We start from the raw sequence: 19,374 nt of genomic DNA on the forward strand, positions 1-19,374 counted from the left end.
AAGCTGCAACTTGCGATCAACCTCTTGTATACATCGCAAATGCCCAATCCAGAGCGACTAGAAACTAATTCCTGAGTTTTGCTTCTGGCAAAATCAGCATCGCATCGCCAAATGAATAAAACCGATACTGATTGTCGATCGCATCTTGGTACACCGATAACAAGCGTTCTCGCCCGATCAAGGCACTAACAAGCATCAGCAAACTCGATTTCGGTAAGTGGAAGTTTGTGATCATGCCATCGACCACACGCCACTGATAGCCCGGATAAATAAATAAATTCGTTTTGCCACAATAGGGTTCAAGTTGACCCGACTGCGAAGCGCCTTCGAGCGATCGTACAACCGTCGTCCCCACGGCAATCACTCGTCCGCCTTTCGCTTTTGTCTCCCGAATCTTCTCTACCGTCTCCGGCGAAACTTCGATCCATTCTCCATGCATCTGATGTTCAGTAATATTTTCAACCTCCACAGGTCGGAAGGTTCCTACCCCAACATGCAGCGTCACAAAAGCCCGATCGATACCCTTTTGTTCTAAGCGCTCTAACAGTTCGGGCGTGAAATGCAATCCCGCAGTCGGCGCAGCGACAGCGCCTAAGCGATCGGCATACACCGTCTGATAGCGATCGGCTTCTGCTTCAGTGTCGTGAATATAAGGCGGCAACGGCACTTCACCAAAATGATCAATCACTTCGAGCAGCGATCGTCCATCCGACACTTCAAACTGTAAAATCCTGCCGCGTGTTTCTGGATCGCTGGCTAAAATTTGGGCATTCAGCTTGATGTCCGTCTGCGATCGAGGGGTAAAAGTAATTTGATTGCCAGGCTTCAGCCTTCGTCCCGGCTTCACCAATGACAACCACTGATTCTGCTGCTGTTCTTCCAACAACAAAATCTCTACCTCAGTTCCAGTCGATTTGTGTCCATGCAGACGAGCCGGAATCACTTGGGTATTATTCAGCACCAGCAAATCGCCGGGTTGCAGAATCTCGACTAGATCATGAAACACTTGATGACAATGTTCCGTCAATGTTTTGAGAACGAGCAATCGCGCGCTATCCCTTGGCTCAGCGGGATTCTGGGCGATGCGGTCTTCGGGTAAATGGTAATCATAAGCCGAGAGGAGTTGATCAGCTTCCACGGTCTCAGTCCTAATTGGTCGTCACAGGTGAGTGGTTAGTATTTTCTGATAATTTTGAGCCTTTAAATATAGAATCCTAAAAATGGGTGAGATTCCCTAGCCAATATCGGGGGCTTTGCCCCTATGTGAAAAGGCGATCCTCAATCAGAATAGAAGAGTAGCATTTGCTGGGTTTGTGTTCTATGGAATATGTCTACTCCCTCGCGAATGCCAGTCTAACTCTGAGAATTGTGGAACATCTGCACAACTCAAAGTCTCTGCCGCTCAGTTTCATAACTGTCATTCATCAGATTGATGGTTGGGTCGTGAGGGTGAAACTGGCTAAATCGCTCGATGAACAAACAGAAGGTGACTTTCAAGCATTCCTGAACGAGTTGGGTATCGTCTGTCACCCCAGCATTCGGATTCAGATGGTGCTCTGGGGTTTAGAGACGGGTCAATCCCCGATCGAGGTCATGCAGCGGTATCAAGTCGCGGTTGTGTCTCATGGCAACCCAGATCGCGAAGAAATTGAAGAATTTCGCAAACAGTTTGTACAAGGCTTAGGCTATTGTCCTGAAACACTAGCTTAGAAAAACGCATCACAGATATAGTCTTGTAGCACGAATTGATTTTTGGTGAGGTGGGGGGAAGTTCTTGGATTTCCCCTTTTTCGTACCAAGGCGACATCAAAGCGACAGGCAAGATGCGCGAGATGCGGATGCTTTAAGAGAAAAAGTTGGGCGGCGGTGATGATTTTGCGCTGTTTAGCAGCCGTAATCGCCAATGCACCATGATTGTCCCAATTGCCGCGACTGCGAGTTTTGACTTCGACAAATGCCACAACTTGGTCTTGCGTTTGCGCAACGAGGTCTAATTCGCCCGATCGACAAGTCCAGTTGCGCGCCAGAATAGTTGCTCCTTGTGTTTGTAGCCAGTCTGCGACAAAGTTTTCGCCGGATGTTCCAATTTCTGATGTCGAATTCTGCTGATCCACAGGTACGATTTTAAAGCAGTTCTCTTTCAACATTCCCTGATTTTTCCGATGAGTTCTAAACGCTTAAAAGGTTTGGTTTGTGCCGTCGTCGTTCTAATTGCGACTTGGGTTGTTTTCGCGACACCCGTGCTCGCGTTAGATTACAACCGAGAATCATTGGTCGGGGCGGATTTTTCCGGTCAAGATTTAACGGATTCGGAATTTACCAAGGCGAATATGCGCGAAAGTAATTTGAGCCACACGAATCTCAAAGGCGTGCGATTTTTTGCGACAAATCTGGAACGGGCAAATCTGGAAGGGGCAGATTTGAGAAATAGTACGTTAGATTCAGCCCGCTTGACGCGCGCGAATTTGACGAATGCAAATTTGGCGGGTGCCTTTGCCTCGAATGCGAAGTTTGAAGGGGCAATTATTGATGGCGCAGATTTTACCGATGTAGAGTTGCGCCCCGACGTGCAGAAGCTGCTGTGCAAGGTTGCACAAGGTACGAATCCGGTGACGGGACGCGAAACGCGCGAGACGCTGTATTGCGATTAGTGAATTGAGAAGTTTGATTGATTCGCTGATCAAACTTCTCTGGGTCAAGCGCAAATTAGACTTTCTGTATGAATCTAAATTGTCTGCCGAATGGAATTCGGGGCTACACAGACAAAACCTGCTTTTGCAGGTTAACAGCCAGAGTTGGAACAGTCCACGACGGCGGACTTCGTTTGTCTAGCCGCGAATTCTATTCGCAAAGGCATTTGCAGGAAAGCGATTGAGTCAACCGACCTGAGCCGAAACGGGTTCATTCGATCATTTCCGAAGGCTGACCTTTTGAGCCGCACGAGAAACGGACGCGACTTTAGAGGGCGATGGCTCTGCCTCTACTGGCGAGAGAACATTGAGATCAGAATATAACCATTCCTGCTGAAGTTTCTGAATCGCTAATTCTTTTTGCTTTGCTTCAATCTCGATCCAAGGCGCTTGTCGATAAGAGCTTGGCATCACAGTAATGTAATCGCTGTGACGCTGATCGAGAAAGCTTTCTGCTCCATTCGAGATATGGACAAGCTGCCATTCTGGAACCTCCCACGTCGATCGAGCCGCTTCCAACATTGCACCTACGCTTTCGTGCTCATAGCTATCGACTTGCGCATAGATCACATGATGATGGGCATCGAACACGTGCGGAATTTTAGCAGCAGAGCAAATCGAAACCATTTGCTCTGCGCTGTAAGTATACTCGTCGTTTTCGAGCGTGAGTCGGAGTCGAATATTGTCGGGTAAGTTTGCGATCGTATCTAGCAATCGCTCTATACGATCGCCTTTTCCACCATGGATGTTGATCAATGCCCAAGGCGATTTCGGCAGTCCTAACAAATCAAAAACATGCGCATGCATCGTCAAAATTTTGATGCTATTTTCGATGACTTCAGGGCGATCGGAGTTGAGCACAACGAACTGATCGGGATGAAACACTAAGCGGATGCCCAATTGTCGTGACTGATCTCCCACTAAGCTCAGCCCTTCTGCAAACTCATCTAAGATGGCAGATCCGATAGGCTCATCGGCAAAGGGAAATAAGCCAGAGCTTAAACGATAGAGCCGAATATGATGCTCAGCGCAGAACTTGATCGCGATCGCTAATCGGTGCAAGTTTTCGGTATAGAGTTCACGTAGAACTTGCTCTTGCTCTGCGAGTTCAAATTGTAAGAATCGCTTACGTGTCATCGTTTTGAATCGCACCGTTTTCGATGCAGAGACACACACTAAACCAAGTTCGGGAGTCATGATGATTGAGGATTGAGATAAACGTAGAAGTTGAGATCTTTAGAATCCAGAGTTCTTTAGGTAACTTTAACGTCTTCTCCTTATTAAAGATCTCCGATCAACTCGATTTGAGGTCATTCTTTCTTTTTTAATTGCTCGGGTTTATGAATCGCTTCCTTATGGCTCTTAGAAGTTTCAACTAAGTATTCAGGATTTTCTTCTGAAGCCTCAAAGTGGTGATTTTTAAAGTCAGTAGGTTCTGTAATCTTTTCCTTAACTTCGCCCTCGGTTTTACCGCCCGAAGTATTCCACTCAACGTGATCGCCTTTCTTCAATTCCTGACTCATAGCTTTTCTCTCGATGTGCGGTCTAAATTTTATGGATTTATCGCTTGGCTAACCTCTACCCAGAGTTGCGCCTCATTCCTCTCTTGCGACAGTTGGGATCGCTCTGCGAACTCAATTACGCTACTCAAAAAGGAATTCTCGCCATGACCTATCGCTGTGATTTATTTGTAATTGGTGCAGGCCCTGGTGGACTATCCGCAGCCAAAAAAGCGGCGAGCTATGGCGCGAAAGTTGCGATCGCGGAATCTGCCCACGTTGGTGGAACCTGTGTAAATCTCGGCTGTATTCCTAAAAAACTCATGGTCTATGCTGCCGATTTTGCAGAGTTCGCACACCTTGCCCAAGAGTATGGCTGGTCACAAGAAACTCCCAAATTTAGCTGGCAACAGTTCAAGCAAATCCGAGATCGTGAACTCGATCGCTTACGCCATGTTTATCAATCTAAGCTCAAAGACAAAGGAGTCGAACTCTTGCAAGGCACGGCTGTATTTGTCGATGAACATACGATCAGGGTGAATGATCAAAAAATTACAGCCGATAAAATCCTAATTGCAGTCGGTGGAAAAGCAACAAAGCCTAACATTTCAGGCATCGAACATGCAGTGACTTCAGATGAAATGTTTCATCTTGAGAAACTCCCCAAACGGTTAGCCATTCTAGGTGGCGGCTACATTGGCGTAGAATTCTCTAGTCTGATGCGCGGATTGGGAGTTGAAGTCTTTTTGATGAATCGAGAGTGTTGCATTTTAGAAGGGTTTGACGACACTGTTCGTAATACTGTGAGAAATGAATTAGTCGATCGCGGAATCTATAGCTATTGCAATACAACTGCGGAAAAAATTGAACGAGTTGGAGATAACATTCAAATTCAACTCACCGGAGATCGCTCAGACCTGCTTACGGTAGATACGTTGCTCTGTGCGACCGGACGTATCCCCAATTTAGAACATCTCAATTTGGACACCATAGGAATTGAGCAAGACAATAAAGCGATCGCCGTTGATGAATTTAGCCGCACAAATCTGCCGCATATTTACGCGGTTGGAGACTGCACGAATCGCAAGCAACTCACTCCGGTCGCCCGCGCTGAAGGACGAGCCTTTGCCGAAACTGTGTTTGGCAAGTCACAGATGGCAATCGATTACCATTTGATTCCTTCTGGCGTGTGTTCTCGTCCTGAAGCTGCAACGGTTGGCATGACCGAATCTGAAGCGCAAGAAAAATTTGGCGATCGCATCAAATGTTATCAAACTGAATTCACGCCCTTACTGCGAACCTTAAGTCAAGAAAAGCGTCAGAGCTTAATCAAATTTGTAACTCATGACGATCGCATTCTTGGAATTCACATCGTGGGCGACGATGCGATCGAGATCATTCAAGGATTTGCACTCGCGATGCAGAAAGGACTGACGAAAGCTGAACTCGATCACGCGATCGCGATCCATCCATCTTCTGCTGAAGAATTATTCTCCTGAATTTTCCAATTCAAAATTCAACCTTCAATGCCGTAAGGACGGTTTTCCGATCTGTCTTCTTTTAGCACTCTGTCCCAGTGAGTGCTAAATTTCTAGGTGGAGAACTGAGACATACCTATGGCAAAGATTGTTGTCTTTGATGACGAATCCAGACAGGCGTTAGAACGGGGCGTGAATGCGTTAGCAGATGCAGTGCGCGTCACCCTCGGTCCTCGCGGACGGAACGTGTTACTTGAGAAAAAATTCGGTGCGCCTCAAATCGTCAATGACGGTGTGACGATCGCAAAAGAAATCGAACTTGAAGATCCGCTAGAAAACACAGGCGCATCCTTGATTCGTGAAGTCGCTTCTAAAACGAAGGACTTGGCAGGGGATGGAACAACGACCGCAACGGTTCTCGCTCAAGCGATGATTCGCGAAGGCATGAAAAACGTTGCAGCAGGCACCAATCCGATCAGCTTGCGCCGTGGCATGGAAAAAGCGATCGCGAAACTGGTCACTGAAATCCAAGCGGTCGCAGAACCCGTTGAAGGCAACGAAATTGCACAAGTCGCGACTGTTTCCGCCGGAAATGATGATGAAGTCGGACAAATGATCGCAGCAGCGATGGATAAAGTCGGACGCGATGGTGTGATTACGGTTGAAGAATCGAAATCCTTAGCGACTGAAATGGATATCGTCGAAGGGATGCAAATCGATCGCGGTTATCTCTCTCCTTACTTTGTCACCGACACTGAGCGCTTGATTGCTGAGTATGAGAATGCTGCAATTCTGCTCTGTGATAAGAAAATTGGTTCGATTCAAGAATTAGTTCCAGTTCTCGAAAAAGTTGCCCGTGCTGGTCAACCTCTGTTGATCATCGCAGAAGACGTTGAAGGTGAAGCATTAGCAACGTTGGTGGTCAACCGTCTGCGCGGTGTATTGAATACAGTTGCAATCAAAGCACCTGGATTCGGCGATCGTCGGAAGCAAATGCTGCAAGACATCGCAGTTCTGACCGATGGGCAAGTGATCTCCGAAGAAATCGGTCTGAGCTTAGATGCAGTTTCGGCTGACATGCTCGGAACCGCTAGAAAAATCACGGTCACGAAAGATTCCACCACGATCGTTTCAGATGTCGCCAACAGTGAGAATATTGAGAAGCGCGTCGCTCAATTGCGTCAAGAAGTTGAGCGCAGTGATTCTGACTACGACAGAGAAAAGATCTCTGAGCGGATTGCGAAATTATCCGGTGGTGTTGCAGTGATCAAAGTCGGTGCTGCTACTGAAACTGAGTTAAAAAATCGCAAACTCCGAATTGAAGATGCTTTGAATGCGACAAAAGCCGCAGTCGAAGAAGGAATCGTTCCGGGAGGCGGTGTTTCTCTCGTTCACCTCGCTGGAAAGCTAGTTGAATTGAAATCGACGCTGAATGCTGAAGAGCAAATCGGTGTGGATATTGTGATTCGCTCGCTCGATGCTCCGCTCCGTCAGATTGCTGATAACGCGGGTGCTGAAGGCTCTGTGATTGTTGAGAAAGTCCGCGAAATGAGCTTTAGCCACGGCTACAATGCGCTGACCGACAAGTATGAAGACTTGCTGGCAGCGGGCATTGTTGACCCTGCGAAAGTTGTGCGAACTGCACTTCAAGATGCAGCTTCGATCGCAGGCATGGTGTTGACTACTGAAGCATTGGTCGTTGAGAAACCCGAACCCAAATCTGCTGCTGCGCCTGATATGGGCGGCATGGGCGGCATGGGTGGTATGGGTGGTATGGGCGGCATGGGTGGTATGGGGATGATGTAATTCCCATCGCGCTAAGTGTCGAAAAAGGGGGAGTGGGGATGCAATGATTGTCCCTACTCCCCCTGTTGCTATCTGTGCAATCTCCTCTTAACTATCTGAGAGTAACAAGGGGAAAAAATGCCCGACTGGACCTTGACCTTTCCCAATTGCTAATGAATATTTCAATGCAGTCGTCACATAGCTCTTAGCAAGGTGAACTGCCGATCGTAGATCTTTCCCCAATGCCAAATTTGCCGCGATCGCTGCCGACAATGTACATCCTGTCCCATGCGTGTGCGGTGTATTCACGACTTGAGTGGTTAAGGTTTCGCACGCATTGCCATCAAACCAAACATCAACTCCTCGCAGTTCTCCACTCATTCCGCCACCTTTGACGAGAACGGACTTTGCTCCCAATTCAAAAATTTTCTCAGAGGCAGCCTGCATGTCCTCTAAGGTGAGAATTTCAAGCCCACTGAGTAATTGAGCCTCGTAGCGATTTGGGGTCAGAATTGCCGCTTGTGGAATCAGGTGCGATCGTAAAACCGCGATCGCAGAATCATCAATCAATTGCGCTCCAGTTCGAGACACCATCACTGGATCAACAACTAAATTAACAATTTTACAAGCGGCAACCTGTTCAGAAACCGTAGCGATGATTTCTTGATTCAGTAACATTCCGGTTTTAGCAGCTTGCACTCCGATATCTTGCACGACAGCCTGAATCTGAGCGGCTACGGCTGCTGAAGGTAAAGCATCAACTCGTGACACACCTAAGGTATTCTGTGCCGTAACGCAAGTAATCGCACTCGCTCCATGCACGCGATGAAAAGCAAACGTGCGGAGATCAGCTTGAATTCCAGCCCCCCCTCCACTATCTGAACCCGCAATAGTTAAGGCGATCGGAATCGAAGTAAGAGTCATGGGACAACTGAAACGAGAGTTTTCTCTATTTTAGTGCGACATGCATTGTTGACGGTGTAATCGGGTCTTCGTCCGATAAACTTCCTCTGCCGCATAGCAGATCGACAGATACTTTGTACCCAGTACCAGCGACACAGCGTTTACCATGCGATCGAGTTCTTCCATCAATTGATCGACGCACCAAGGCTCTGAACAATGAATGAGCAACGCATCGAATTTTAGCTCTAATTTACAGCCTACAAGTGTCTGGGCATAAAGTTCATGAAAGCGCTCAAGGCGGAAATCGTCCAATCGTGACAAGTCTTCAGCGGTGAATTTAATACTCATGATGTAATCGTCTTATATGTGTTGCACAGATTGAATCGGATTCGTCCAAGGATCTATACGGTAAGATCTTGGAACTTTATTTTCTTCTGATGACACAATTACGTAAATGTACGGGTTTCCCGATTAATATATTTCGGTGCTTCCAATTCACTTACATTAACCCTGATCTTCTTCCAGAGACTTTCGATGGGGCATCACGTTGCGTAAAAGATCATGTGTCAAAGCTATCCTCCTTTCAGTATTGCATCTGTCATTCTTACGCGAGATGAAATTCTGTAAAGGAGTTGAATATACTGAGTCTGCAAAATGGTAAAGCATCGGCTCGGTAACATTGGTCAGGAATAAAGAGTGATTAAAAGTAGTTAAGTCATTCCTTGCGTCATATTAGAAATCATGATTTTCAAAATCCGCCAATAGGCAGATTTGTCCGTCGATTTATAGAAACGATGCCACACTACTACCTGGAAATACATCAAGAGCCTAGAAAGGGGATTTGAGGAGAAACTGGATGGCAAGTTCTAAGAAATTACAGCGGTTAGCATGGCTCGAAGGCATTCGGATTTTTGCAGCAGTATTGCTGTTGCTTTATCATGCTCAGTTGTTATTTACGAAATATGCTTTTACACCTCAACCAACCGGACTTGCTGCGAATTTGCAACAGATATTTTTAGCGACGCGTCAGATGGGTGATAGTTGGTTGACTCAAGTTTTGAGTTTACTTGTTTGGTTTGGCTATCAATTTGTCGATGTGTTTGTTTTGGTAAGTGGATTCAGCTTGGTGCTATCACTGAAAGGGCAACCGATCGAAGTAGGTAGCTTTCTCAAGCGACGAATTTTAAGAATTTTACTACCGTTCTGGACAGTCGCGTGGTTGGCTTACCCAGTACTTTGGACGGTTGGGGAGTTGACGAATAGCTATATTCCTGATGCTTGGCATACATTTGCAGGCATGTCGTTCCCAATTTTGTTTGATTATGGTGGAGAACTGCTTCTTCCCACAAATGGTCCTTGGTGGTTCGTCCCATTGATTATGAGTTTTGCGTTGATTTTCCCAGTGCTTTGGTATCTGATGAATCGATGGGGATCGCGCAATTTGTTGCTGACGACAACTGTGATTACATTGGTGTATCGAGCCTTAGCGGTTTATGTCTTCAAGGGTCATCCCACTTATGCGATCGTCAGTGCATCGGCAGGTTGGCAACCATTTGTGCATTTCATTGCAAAGCTCAGTACTTTCGTTTTAGGAATGGTAGTCGCTCGGCAGTATTCGCAGGGTAAAGGCGCGATCTTTTGGAAGTCTTCTAGAGCATTTTCGATTGGTATAGCAGTTTATGCGATCGGATTTGTCGCTCAGTTTTATCGCTTTGGCTGGATTTTTGATGATTTCTTGCTGGCTATTGGTTTAACGCTCTGTTGCATGGTCGTATTTCGATTTTTCAGCGATCGCTTAAAGTTAGGTGCAATAATGATTTGGCTTGGCATTCATAGCTATAGCTATTTTCTGATTCACAATTTTGTTGTCGATCGCACGTTGAATTTGTATGTGCATCAGCAGTTGCCGCTGTATTATCAAGTTTTACCTTGGATGGTGCTTGGAACATTAGCATTGTCTGTGATTGCGGATCACGTCACGCCTTGGGTTGTAAAGGGTGCGGTTTGGCTTTGGCATTATACAGATGCGAGATTAACGCCGATCGCGAAGATTGGTTGGACTCCGAGAGTCGGAGAGTCTGTGCAATATAAAGGAAAGTCAGGTTGGACAATTCAGAAGGTCGAACGAGTGGTGCATGATAAAGCATTTTATTTGTGTCGAATTTCAGATGGAAGAAAAACGGTGTGGGTCAATCAGAATGATTTGAAACAAGCTGCTGCAGCGCAGCAGGCGAATGTCTAAGTATCGATTACATTCCATCCTATCCTTATGTGCATGAGCATAGTTACGCTCTAGAGAAAATCTGTGATGGCTATGTCATAGCAGATTTTTGCATGTTGAGTTATGCTATTCACCTCGCATCCAGTAAATGGCGTTGAACGAGATCTCAGACAGATATAGTGCAATTTCTAAAGAGAAATACGTAAATTTCCGGTCTAATCCTCATGTTTGGGAGTAATATGCGAAACATGGATTAACCTAATGTTTTCAATTTAGGCATTAGACGGAAAAAGTCAGTCTAATTTTCTAATTTAGGATATTATGCCAAATCCAAGTAGCCTAAATCCTTCTGATAGGATAGTATGTCGATCATTCTCGGCGACGTTTAGATTCAGATAATTAGGCTAAGAGAGGCAGTTTTAGAAATTGTTAGACTGCTCATTGCTCGATTGAGGTACAGTTTGAGGCGTATCTTTAGATACTAATGCTCAAGTAATCGGACTTTTTCGGTTGATACGGATAATTTCATTAAGTTTCAGGTAGTCCGGGGGAGAATTGCTAAATGGCTCTTTCTGAAAAGATCATTGAATTAGTTATTGATAAAGTTTTACTTGGTGGCATTGTGCTAGTAGCAGGTTACTGGCTCAACAAACGTTTTGAGGTATTCAAGAACGAAACCAATGAAAAGTATTATCAAAGACAGCTTATTGCTGAATTGGAGAATCAGCAGAAACAACAGATATCTGAGTTAGAGAATCAGCTTGTTGTAGCTCGATACAATGCAGAACTAGAATTTATAGAAAGGCAAATCTCCGAATTCTACTGGCCTATCTATTTAAGATTGGAAAAAGATACTGTAATGTGGAAAAGAATTAAGTCTCTCAGTTCTGAGCAAGATGTTTTACCTGATGCTGCAAGTGAGGCTATAGAGAAAGAATTTATTCTTAAAAATCACCAAGAGATAGTTGAAATTATAGAGACAAAGATCCATTTAGCTGAAAATTCAGCAAATAGCAAAGAGTTAATCGATGAGTTACTAAAGTACATCAAGCATGTTGCAGTTTATAAAACAATTCGTTCTATCAAAGAACTTCAAAACGTTAATCCAATGGATTTAAATGAACCATTCCCGCCAAAGCTTTTTCCATTAATTGAACACAATTTTCGAGAGCTTCAAAGTAGATATGAAAGCCTTAAGAAAGCAAAGGCTAGGGAGCTTCAAAAATGAGTTAGTCACGCAGTCTAACTCGTCAAATGCAGCCGACACTAAGTCACGGTTGCTGGATTTGAGATTGCTTACTGTCGCTGATTTGAGAGGTTAGCAGTTTTGGTATCTGCTAACAAACCTTCCTTAAAGCTCGACTTTTAACCGGGTAAGTGGGACAAACGTTGTAAATAGCATTTAACTTTTGAGCGATTTCAGCGTTAAGTAGGGCTATATCACTTTAGTAACGGGGAGACGCGATAACTGAGTGTCTCCGTAAGGTTTGCTTGAGAGAACCTCGAAAAATTAAGTAAACCATGATTTCTACACCTGTCATACTAGCTTGAGCAAGTAGATCTTAAATTATGTGGTCCTAGTGACACAGTCTGTATAGCCAGCACCAGTAGGCTTTTGAATGTTCTCCTTGATTGTGTCAAGATCGATGTAGGAGTCAGCAACATTGATCAAGCTATCACTTGTCATTGAGCGCAAGCTGACGACAGCGACACGAACGCCTTGATAAGCAATGGAATTGACAGCATAGGCTAAATCTCCATCACCGCTGACTAAGATAACAGTATCGATGTGGTCTGCCAAAGTTAGCATATCTACCGCAATTTCGACATCCAAGTTCGCTTTTTTGGAACCATCTGGCAATTGAATCAGATCCTTTGTGATCACTCGGTAACCATTACGACGCATCCAAAGCAAAAAACCTTGTTGCTTTTCATTGGTACGATCGACACCTGTATAGAAAAAAGCTCGCAGTAGCCGACAGTTCGCAGTGAGTTGACCCAGTAGCTTTGAGTAGTCAATCTCAATTCCAAGCTGTAAAGCAGCATAAAATAAATTTGAACCGTCAACAAAGATCGCAACTCGACCCTGATTTAGACGAGCTTGATCTGATGCATCATTTTGTGGCATTTTAATCGATTTATTTTTATCACCATTTGTCAAATGCTCTGAGGAGCAAGGCTGTTTGAGGAGCGTTGCTGGAATTTCTTCGGGTGTGTGTGTTGTTGGCATCAGAACCTCAGTTTTAGAGAGAACCCCTTCCCCACAAAATGGAGCTAAGAATAAAGCGTTACATCTTCGCCACACTGGTCTGCTAGATAAACTAAAGATTTAAAGCGAAGACTGACGATTTGATCGTAGAAGGGATTTAATTTACAAAGCGGTGGAATCCGAACAAGCGTGTAATCAAACAGTTTGATTTGCCGTTCAAACGGACAACGAGCCGGGATGATTTTGCAGAGCGATCGTGCTGTTTGAGGATTAGAAATTTCGATCGACTCTAGTCGTTGTCGAATCGGGTAGAGGAGAGCGCTCAAGTGATGAAGAGTTAGGGAGTTCACGGCAGGTCAGGCAGTCAAGCCTTGAAGAAACGATCTTCGGATGCAAAAGAATGACACTTCCACCTCCGATAGTTTCTACGTTAGATCTGAAAAGTGCAGAACTTGTGTAGATGAACAATTAAACTGGCAGCCATCACGCTTAGCTCCAACCGAGTATCTTGGAAATCTGTTCTGGAAGTCTCATTGCCTTAAAAGGTTTCGTGATCATTCCTGCCACCTCTAGTTCTGCAAATCGCCGTTGCTCCGCCGCTTGCACCTTTGCGGTCATCAAAATGACCGGAATCGCCTGAGTTGTTGGGTTCGCTTGAAGAGCACGAAAGGTTTCGATTCCATCCATTTCAGGCATCATGACATCGAGCAAGATCACGTCTGGCTGCTCGCTGGCTGCTTTGGCAAGTCCCTCGTGACCTGAAGAAGCGCTCGATACCTCCCAACCCCCTACCGTCTTCAGAGTGAGTTGAGCCACTGCCCGAATATCGTATTCATCATCAATAATCAAAATGTGTCTAGTCGTCATCGAGACTGTCTCCTGCCTTTGATCGAATCATTCGGTTGAGCAGATTAATCACCTGCTGCTCAAATTCTTGTGAAGTAATGCGTCCTTTGGTCAAAAATAGGGTTTGCCCGAGTCTTAACCGTTCCCGTTCATCGTCATTTAGATCGCGAGCCGTATAAATGACCAACGGCATTTGGCAGAGGCGATTATGCTGACGCAGCCAGTCTACAACAGCAAAACCATCATCAGTCGGTAGTCCTAAGTCAAGGACTAGCAGATCAGGAAGCACCTGCTGGCTGAGTTGAATCGCATCTCGTCCGGTTTGAGCGTGAAATGTTTCGATGTGATAGCGAGACAATAAAGTTGTGAGAACTTGCGCTAAATCCAAATCATCTTCAATAATCAAAACTTTCAAAGATTGGGTCTGATTGACTAAAGCTCGATCGAGTGCTTGCCGGAGCACTCTAGGATCTGGCGGTTTTACGACCCAATCACTCACGCCATCATAAGGTGTTTCTCTAGCATCGGGTAGCAGTCCACTCAGAATAATGACAGGAATAGCCTGCGTTTCAGATTGCTGTTTCAAAACTGTCAACGTTTCCCATCCATTCATACCGGGCATCAGCAGATTCAGTAAAATCACATTTGGCTGATGGGCACGTGCCTGTTCTACAGCTTCCTGTCCTGAAGCAACTGTTAGCACCTGATAGCCCTGCCGTTCCAACATCACTCGCACCACTTTGCGAATCGAAGCATCATCATCACAAACTAACACCAGCGGAGTTTGTGATTTGGTATCTAGTGCCGAATCGACTAAGTCGGACATCAAACTTAAATTCTGCGAACTTTCAGAAGCATTAAGAATCGGTAAGGTAAAACAGAAAGTGCTGCCCATTCCTAATGTACTTTCTGCCCAGATTTTTCCTTCATGTTGCTGAAGGATGCTGCGACAGATTGCTAATCCTAATCCAGTACCTCCTCGACGACGTGAATCCGAAGCATCCACTTGTTGAAAGCGCTCAAAGATGGATTCTAGTTTATCGGATGGGATACCACGTCCTTGATCGATGACTTTGATGAGAAGCCAGTTGGCAGAACTTTGCTGATCTTCTCCAGCCTGATTATAGTTGGCTTCTAAAGCCTCATTGGTGATTAATTCTGCGCTCAACCAAATTGTGCTACCAGGAGAGGAGAATTTGATCGCATTGCTGAGTAAGTTTGTTAGGACTTGAATTATTCGGTCGGGGTCAGCCCAAAGACGAACTGTGAGCAGCGCGATCGAGAGCGTGATTTCGGCTTGTTCTGCAATCTCTTGAATGGCTTCTACCGATTGATTGATCAAATCAGCAGCGTCGCAGACTTGTCTAGTCATGACAATTTTGCCAGATTCAATCCGCTCAATATCCAAAATATCGTTAATCAGGCGCACCAATCGATCGGTGTTATTTGCAGCAATTTGCAGCATTTGTTGCGCGTCTTCGGGCTGATTTTGCAAAACGCCTTCAGCTAAGAGATCCAAAGCAGCGGAAATTGAGGTGAGCGGAGTCCTGAGTTCATGACTCACGATTGAAATAAATTCATCCTTCATGCGCTCAATTTCACGTCGCTCACTGATGTCTTTTACAAAGCAATAGTTACCGTTAAACTGCTGCTGCTGGTCATAGGCTTTTACCATCACAATTTGCTTATCGAGAACGCCGCCATCTTTGCGAATCGCTCTTGCTTCTGTTTCCGCCTTACCATGCTCCAGCATTTGCTGATAGGCAGCCTCTACAACAGCAATATCCTCTGAGTGAACTGTTTGCTGCCATTTCACGCCTAATAGTTCTTCAGGCTGATAGCCTAACATCGCAGCATAGGCGAGATTGACTTGAACATATTGTCCTTGTGTATTTAATCGAGCAATTGCTTCGATCGCACTTTCTAACGCCTTACTTAAATTCCGAAGTTGCTCTTCAGCCGCTTTTCGCTCGGTGATGTCGCTAGCAATTCCCAAAAATCCTGTAATCTGATCGTCTGCATTCTTGAGCGCGGTGATTGACAATAACACAGGAAAGCGCGAACCATTTTTGCGAATGTAAGTCCACTCATACTCATCGATTACGCCACGACGTGCCTTGGTAATAAATACATCAAATCCTGGCTCGATTCGTTCTCCTAATTCCTGTGACAGCATTTGCGATCGCAGCACAATTTCCTGCCAGTCATGAATCAATAGAGGCGTTGTTTGTCCAATAATTTCTGCGGTTGTATAGCCAAGCCATTGCTCTGCTGTGGTGTTAAAGGTGAGAATCGTGCCATCAACGTTGGTCGAGATGATGCTGTAGTTCGCGCTGTTTAAAATTGCTCGCTGGAATGTCAGTGTCTCGTGTAGCGTTCGCTCTGCTTCTTTCCGTTGATTGATGTTACGAAAGTAGACCGATAACCCATCTTTGGCAGGGTAGGCATAAACCTCAGTCCACTGGTTCAAAGGTGGATAAAATGCTTCAAATCGAACACTAATCTGCTCTGCAATAGCACGCTGATACTCCTGATAGAAAGTTGAATCGATCGTTTCTGGAAACTCATCCCATAAAACTTTCCCCAGCAAGGCTTCTCGCTTTCGTTGCAACAACAACTCTGCCTGCCGATTGAGATAAGTAAATCGCCAATCGTGATCTAACGCAAAAAAAGCATCAGTAATACTCTCTAAGATATCTGTAATCTGATTGCGGGCAGCCTGCTCTTGGGCAAGAAGCTGGATGCGAGTTTGCTCTGCTTGCTGCAATTCGGTTGTTGTTTGTTCCACCCTAACCAAATTACGTCGTAACTCTAGTTGAGAAATGACCTGACGACTCAAGGCTTGTAAGGCTTGAATCTGATCAGAATTGAGCTGCCGAGGAATGCGATCGATAACACAAAGCGTTCCCAGGGAATAGCCATCTGAAGTAATGAGCGGTGCGCCTGCATAAAATCGGATATGAGGCTCACTTGTTACAAGAGGATTCGTCGCAAATCGATCGTCTTGGAGCGTATCTGAAACAATCAACACATCGCTAGGCTGCAAGATAGCATGGGCACAGAATGCAACATCACGAGGCGTTTCTGTAGCCTCCAACCCAAATTTAGATTTGAACCACTGACGACAATCATCGATTAGACTAATTAAAGCAATTGGCGTACCACAGATAAATGCTGCTAGCTGAGTTAAATCATCAAATGCAGCTTCAGAAATAGTATCTAGAACGTTGTATTGTTGTAGGGCATTCAGCCTATCAGATTCGTTGTCTGGTAATGGCGCTTTCATTGTGGATGCTCCTCAGAGCGCGTCAAATTCTCAGCCTCATTTAAGCTAGAGCGGGCGGCTTGGTATAACAACTGAAGATCCGCACCCTCTTGAGGATACTGAACAACTTTTAGTTTTAGGCTGACGTGCAACGAAGTTCCACTCACCTCCACCTTAAACTGCTGCCAGGATTGCTGAAAATCAAAAACACGTTGACTTCCATCCGTTTTAGTCATACCAGGCATACCGATAACAAATTCTGTCCCACCCCAACGACCGACAACATCTTCATTGCAGAACGATCGCCGCAATAATTCTCCGAAGCGTGCTAACACTTCGTCTCCGACTGCATGACCATACTGCTGATTGATGTCCTTTAGATTAGCTAACTCTATCAGCGCTAAACAAAATGGCTGCTGGCACTGATCACACCACTCAAGTAACTGAGTTAATGCTGTGGTAGATTTGCGGCGATTTGCGATGCCCGTTAGCGCATCAATCTCTGCTAAGCTCTTGAGAAAATGAGTGCGCTCTAATCGATTAAAGATCCGTGTTACTAACTCTGGTCCAATGATCGGCTTGCTCACATAATCATCTGCGCCCACAGCAAAGACTTGATGCATGGTTTCAGCATCCGTATGAGCTGTGAGAAATAGAATCGGCAGATTACTCCAGCGCGAATCATTGCGAACAACCTGACAGAGTTCGATTCCGCTAATGTGTGGCATTTCAATGTCCAGAATCAGCAGATCAGGCGGATTCGCTTCCAGAACATCTAGAAATGAAAGTGGATTGTCGAGGACCGAAACATGAAGCCCCCAGGGAATGAGTAACCGCTGAAGTGCCACTAATACTTGCGCATCATCATCTACAACCAGTACTCTGGCTTGCCTTGGACGGGCATGTTGCAGCGCTTGATTGACTGCTTCTAAGATTTGAGGTGCAGTGACAGGCTGTTGAAGCCAACGTCCACCTAACCGGGCGATCCTGACTCGATCGATTAATTTATCTTGCTGGGTCAAGACTAATGTAGGCACTGGTGGCGTACAAGCACTGAGTTCGGACAACAACATGAAGTTATTTGCGCTAGCAGTAACAGAAAAATCCAGCAGTACAACATCTGGATGCGTTTCAGAAATCTGCTCTCTAGCAGTAACGGGATTGGCAATGACCTGAACTCGTAAACCCCAACTAGGCGATGCTTCCTGTAATTGTGCGGTAAGCGTTGAATTTGAGCTGACAATCAGTAGCCAAGGACGTTGATCAATTGGTTCACTAACTGAAGCGCCTGTTTGCTGCTCATTCGTTAAATGCTCAGCATCCAAGTGTTCTAGCTCCTGACGCAAAGCAGTGATAAGTTTAGAGAGTTGCTGCATCTCGTGATGAGTCAGCGATCGCCCTTTTTGGAAAAGCGGTTCAATTTCTTGGGCTAATCGAGAGCCTTGATCTGCGCCAAACATACCCAGCGACCCTGCCAACTTATGGATCTCCTGTTCAGCTTGCTGCCGCAATTCTGGATTCAGTTTGTTTTGTAGCAACAGCGCTGCTGCCTGCTCAACAGTTGCAATTCGATGGGCAACAGTCTCTTTAACCTCATTCCAGATGCTGTTCATCCCAGCAGTGGTAGTTTGTATTGCGATCGTCGGTGCGCTTTCGTCTTCGCTTTTTGTCTCTTTGTTCCTTTGTTTCTTGCCTTCTCTCTGATTTTCCTCTGGAGATCTAAGCCGATAGCCAATAGCATAAACAGTTTCAATCGGATCACCTAGAAGTCCTGCTGTTTTCAGTTTTTGCCGTAGTCCTTTGATATGGGAGCGGATAGTATCCTCGCTTGGGGTTTCCTCAAATGACCAAACGTGATCAATCAGCGCACCCGTATTAAAGATGCGATGTGGGTTACGGAGAAATAACTCTAGCAGACTGTATTCTTTTGGCGTTAAGCGCGCGATTTTACCATTACAGCTCACTTCGCAGGTACTGGGATCAAGCTCTAAATTTCGCCATTTCAGCAAGGGAGGTAATGCAGCGCCGCCTCGTCTGAGTAAAGCCCGAATACGTGCCAACAACTCCTGCAAATTAAATGGTTTAGGCACGTAGTCATCTGCCCCAGCATCTAACCCCGTCACTTTGTTCGTGCTAGCATTTTGAGCCGTTAATAAAAGAATGGGAGTCTGATTTCCTTGTGACCGTAGTTTTCGACATAAATTAATGCCGTCCAATTTTGGTAATACTACATCTAGCAAAACTAAGTCATAGGTAAAGGATTCCAATAGTGACCATCCAACCTGCCCATCAGTTGCAACATCTACGACATAGTGTTGATCAGTCAAAGCCTTGACAAGCGGTTCAGAAATTAGCGAATCGTCCTCTATGAGTAGAATTTTCATAACTCGCTAGCCGCAACAATAGAACAGGAATTCTGACAGATACAGCCTTCCTACGCTAAGGCTAACCCGAATCAAACCTTGTTATCTTATAGAT

The 19,374-nt window shown here is 45.3% G+C and carries 17 protein-coding genes; 6 read left to right on the forward strand and 11 right to left on the reverse strand.

Features of this window, described 5'->3' with window-relative positions:
- Positions 1-64 precede the first annotated feature (64 nt).
- Complete coding sequence (gene queA / locus ACMUEV_RS13720) at positions 65-1,138, reverse strand: tRNA preQ1(34) S-adenosylmethionine ribosyltransferase-isomerase QueA (RefSeq protein ID WP_017288549.1); 1,074 nt, start codon at positions 1,136-1,138, stop codon at positions 65-67.
- A 182-nt stretch (positions 1,139-1,320) separates the two neighbouring features.
- On the opposite strand from queA, the gene ACMUEV_RS13725 reads away from it, so the two are divergent.
- A complete protein-coding gene (locus ACMUEV_RS13725) occupies positions 1,321-1,710 on the forward strand; it encodes a hypothetical protein (protein WP_190648104.1) in 390 nt (129 codons plus the stop codon).
- Here the strand turns inward: ACMUEV_RS13725 and ACMUEV_RS13730 are convergent.
- Positions 1,707-2,147, reverse strand: a complete 441-nt coding sequence (locus ACMUEV_RS13730) for a YraN family protein (protein ID WP_017288547.1) — start codon at positions 2,145-2,147, stop codon at positions 1,707-1,709. The genes ACMUEV_RS13725 and ACMUEV_RS13730 overlap by 4 nt on opposite strands.
- 15 nt (positions 2,148-2,162) lie before the next feature.
- Between ACMUEV_RS13730 and ACMUEV_RS13735 the strand changes: the two genes are divergently transcribed.
- Positions 2,163-2,651 (forward strand): pentapeptide repeat-containing protein, encoded by a 489-nt coding sequence (locus ACMUEV_RS13735; protein ID WP_017288546.1) that lies wholly within the window; start codon positions 2,163-2,165, stop codon positions 2,649-2,651.
- Positions 2,652-2,909: 258 nt separating this feature from the next.
- On the opposite strand, the gene uvsE is transcribed toward ACMUEV_RS13735, so the two are convergent.
- Positions 2,910-3,887, reverse strand: coding sequence for a UV DNA damage repair endonuclease UvsE (gene uvsE, locus ACMUEV_RS13740; protein WP_190648106.1), 978 nt, complete (start codon positions 3,885-3,887; stop codon positions 2,910-2,912).
- A gap of 113 nt (positions 3,888-4,000) precedes the next feature.
- Complete coding sequence (locus tag ACMUEV_RS13745) at positions 4,001-4,213, reverse strand: DUF2945 domain-containing protein (protein ID WP_017288544.1); 213 nt, start codon at positions 4,211-4,213, stop codon at positions 4,001-4,003.
- Positions 4,214-4,257: 44 nt separating this feature from the next.
- On the opposite strand from ACMUEV_RS13745, the gene gorA reads away from it, so the two are divergent.
- Together gorA and groL are read left to right on the forward strand one after the other, a co-directional pair.
- Positions 4,258-5,688: a glutathione-disulfide reductase gene (gorA, locus tag ACMUEV_RS13750; RefSeq protein ID WP_199329262.1), complete on the forward strand. Its 1,431-nt coding sequence runs from the start codon at positions 4,258-4,260 to the stop codon at positions 5,686-5,688.
- A 117-nt stretch (positions 5,689-5,805) separates the two neighbouring features.
- Positions 5,806-7,473, forward strand: a complete 1,668-nt coding sequence (gene groL / locus ACMUEV_RS13755) for a chaperonin GroEL (RefSeq protein ID WP_190648108.1) — start codon at positions 5,806-5,808, stop codon at positions 7,471-7,473.
- An 87-nt stretch (positions 7,474-7,560) separates the two neighbouring features.
- Here the strand turns inward: groL and thiD are convergent, their stop codons facing one another.
- Together thiD and ACMUEV_RS13765 are read right to left on the reverse strand one after the other, a co-directional pair.
- On the reverse strand, positions 7,561-8,376 hold the full coding sequence (thiD, locus tag ACMUEV_RS13760) for a bifunctional hydroxymethylpyrimidine kinase/phosphomethylpyrimidine kinase (RefSeq protein WP_017288541.1): 816 nt from the start codon (positions 8,374-8,376) through the stop codon (positions 7,561-7,563).
- Between the two features lie 30 nt (positions 8,377-8,406).
- Positions 8,407-8,703 (reverse strand): hypothetical protein, encoded by a 297-nt coding sequence (locus ACMUEV_RS13765; RefSeq protein WP_190648110.1) that lies wholly within the window; start codon positions 8,701-8,703, stop codon positions 8,407-8,409.
- 508 nt (positions 8,704-9,211) lie between these two features.
- Here ACMUEV_RS13765 and ACMUEV_RS13770 point away from each other — a divergent pair.
- Together ACMUEV_RS13770 and ACMUEV_RS13775 are read left to right on the forward strand one after the other, a co-directional pair.
- Entirely contained in the window at positions 9,212-10,597 is a 1,386-nt protein-coding gene (locus ACMUEV_RS13770) for an acyltransferase family protein (protein ID WP_190648113.1), read from the forward strand.
- Positions 10,598-11,138: 541 nt separating this feature from the next.
- Positions 11,139-11,804 carry a hypothetical protein gene (locus ACMUEV_RS13775; protein ID WP_017288537.1) on the forward strand — a complete coding sequence of 222 codons (666 nt, stop codon included), beginning with the start codon at positions 11,139-11,141 and terminating at the stop codon, positions 11,802-11,804.
- Between the two features lie 339 nt (positions 11,805-12,143).
- On the opposite strand, the gene ACMUEV_RS13780 is transcribed toward ACMUEV_RS13775, so the two are convergent.
- The 5 genes from ACMUEV_RS13780 to ACMUEV_RS13800 form a co-directional block, all read right to left on the reverse strand.
- Complete coding sequence (locus tag ACMUEV_RS13780) at positions 12,144-12,704, reverse strand: NYN domain-containing protein (RefSeq protein ID WP_051077865.1); 561 nt, start codon at positions 12,702-12,704, stop codon at positions 12,144-12,146.
- A 146-nt stretch (positions 12,705-12,850) separates the two neighbouring features.
- Positions 12,851-13,135 (reverse strand): Mo-dependent nitrogenase C-terminal domain-containing protein, encoded by a 285-nt coding sequence (locus tag ACMUEV_RS13785; RefSeq protein ID WP_190648115.1) that lies wholly within the window; start codon positions 13,133-13,135, stop codon positions 12,851-12,853.
- Positions 13,136-13,274: 139 nt separating this feature from the next.
- Positions 13,275-13,652, reverse strand: coding sequence for a response regulator (locus ACMUEV_RS13790; RefSeq protein WP_190648117.1), 378 nt, complete (start codon positions 13,650-13,652; stop codon positions 13,275-13,277).
- Positions 13,642-16,917 carry a PAS domain S-box protein gene (locus ACMUEV_RS13795; protein ID WP_190648119.1) on the reverse strand — a complete coding sequence of 1,092 codons (3,276 nt, stop codon included), beginning with the start codon at positions 16,915-16,917 and terminating at the stop codon, positions 13,642-13,644. Before ACMUEV_RS13795 ends, ACMUEV_RS13790 begins: the two co-directional genes overlap by 11 nt.
- The gene (locus ACMUEV_RS13800) at positions 16,914-19,280 is read right to left on the reverse strand and encodes a response regulator (RefSeq protein ID WP_190648121.1); all 2,367 of its coding nucleotides are present in this window, start codon (positions 19,278-19,280) and stop codon (positions 16,914-16,916) included. Before ACMUEV_RS13800 ends, ACMUEV_RS13795 begins: the two co-directional genes overlap by 4 nt.
- Positions 19,281-19,374 lie beyond the last annotated feature (94 nt).

It is taken from the genome of Leptolyngbya sp. FACHB-1624 (assembly GCF_047649235.1).
In the GTDB taxonomy this organism is placed as follows: Bacteria; Cyanobacteriota; Cyanobacteriia; order Leptolyngbyales; family Leptolyngbyaceae; genus Leptolyngbya; species Leptolyngbya boryana.

What these genes read in the sequence shown, in the direction of transcription:
- ACMUEV_RS13725 (WP_190648104.1), top strand. Translation starts at nt 1,321, where the DNA reads ATGGAATATGTCTACTCCCTCGCGAATGCCAGTCTAACTCTGAGAATT.
- ACMUEV_RS13730 (WP_017288547.1), bottom strand. Translation starts at nt 2,147, where the DNA reads ATGTTGAAAGAGAACTGCTTTAAAATCGTACCTGTGGATCAGCAGAAT.
- ACMUEV_RS13735 (WP_017288546.1), top strand. Translation starts at nt 2,163, where the DNA reads ATGAGTTCTAAACGCTTAAAAGGTTTGGTTTGTGCCGTCGTCGTTCTA.
- uvsE (WP_190648106.1), bottom strand. Translation starts at nt 3,887, where the DNA reads ATGACTCCCGAACTTGGTTTAGTGTGTGTCTCTGCATCGAAAACGGTG.
- ACMUEV_RS13745 (WP_017288544.1), bottom strand. Translation starts at nt 4,213, where the DNA reads ATGAGTCAGGAATTGAAGAAAGGCGATCACGTTGAGTGGAATACTTCG.
- groL (WP_190648108.1), top strand. Translation starts at nt 5,806, where the DNA reads ATGGCAAAGATTGTTGTCTTTGATGACGAATCCAGACAGGCGTTAGAA.
- thiD (WP_017288541.1), bottom strand. Translation starts at nt 8,376, where the DNA reads ATGACTCTTACTTCGATTCCGATCGCCTTAACTATTGCGGGTTCAGAT.
- ACMUEV_RS13765 (WP_190648110.1), bottom strand. Translation starts at nt 8,703, where the DNA reads ATGAGTATTAAATTCACCGCTGAAGACTTGTCACGATTGGACGATTTC.
- ACMUEV_RS13770 (WP_190648113.1), top strand. Translation starts at nt 9,212, where the DNA reads ATGGCAAGTTCTAAGAAATTACAGCGGTTAGCATGGCTCGAAGGCATT.
- ACMUEV_RS13775 (WP_017288537.1), top strand. Translation starts at nt 11,139, where the DNA reads ATGGCTCTTTCTGAAAAGATCATTGAATTAGTTATTGATAAAGTTTTA.
- ACMUEV_RS13780 (WP_051077865.1), bottom strand. Translation starts at nt 12,704, where the DNA reads ATGCCACAAAATGATGCATCAGATCAAGCTCGTCTAAATCAGGGTCGA.
- ACMUEV_RS13790 (WP_190648117.1), bottom strand. Translation starts at nt 13,652, where the DNA reads ATGACGACTAGACACATTTTGATTATTGATGATGAATACGATATTCGG.
- ACMUEV_RS13795 (WP_190648119.1), bottom strand. Translation starts at nt 16,917, where the DNA reads ATGAAAGCGCCATTACCAGACAACGAATCTGATAGGCTGAATGCCCTA.
- ACMUEV_RS13800 (WP_190648121.1), bottom strand. Translation starts at nt 19,280, where the DNA reads ATGAAAATTCTACTCATAGAGGACGATTCGCTAATTTCTGAACCGCTT.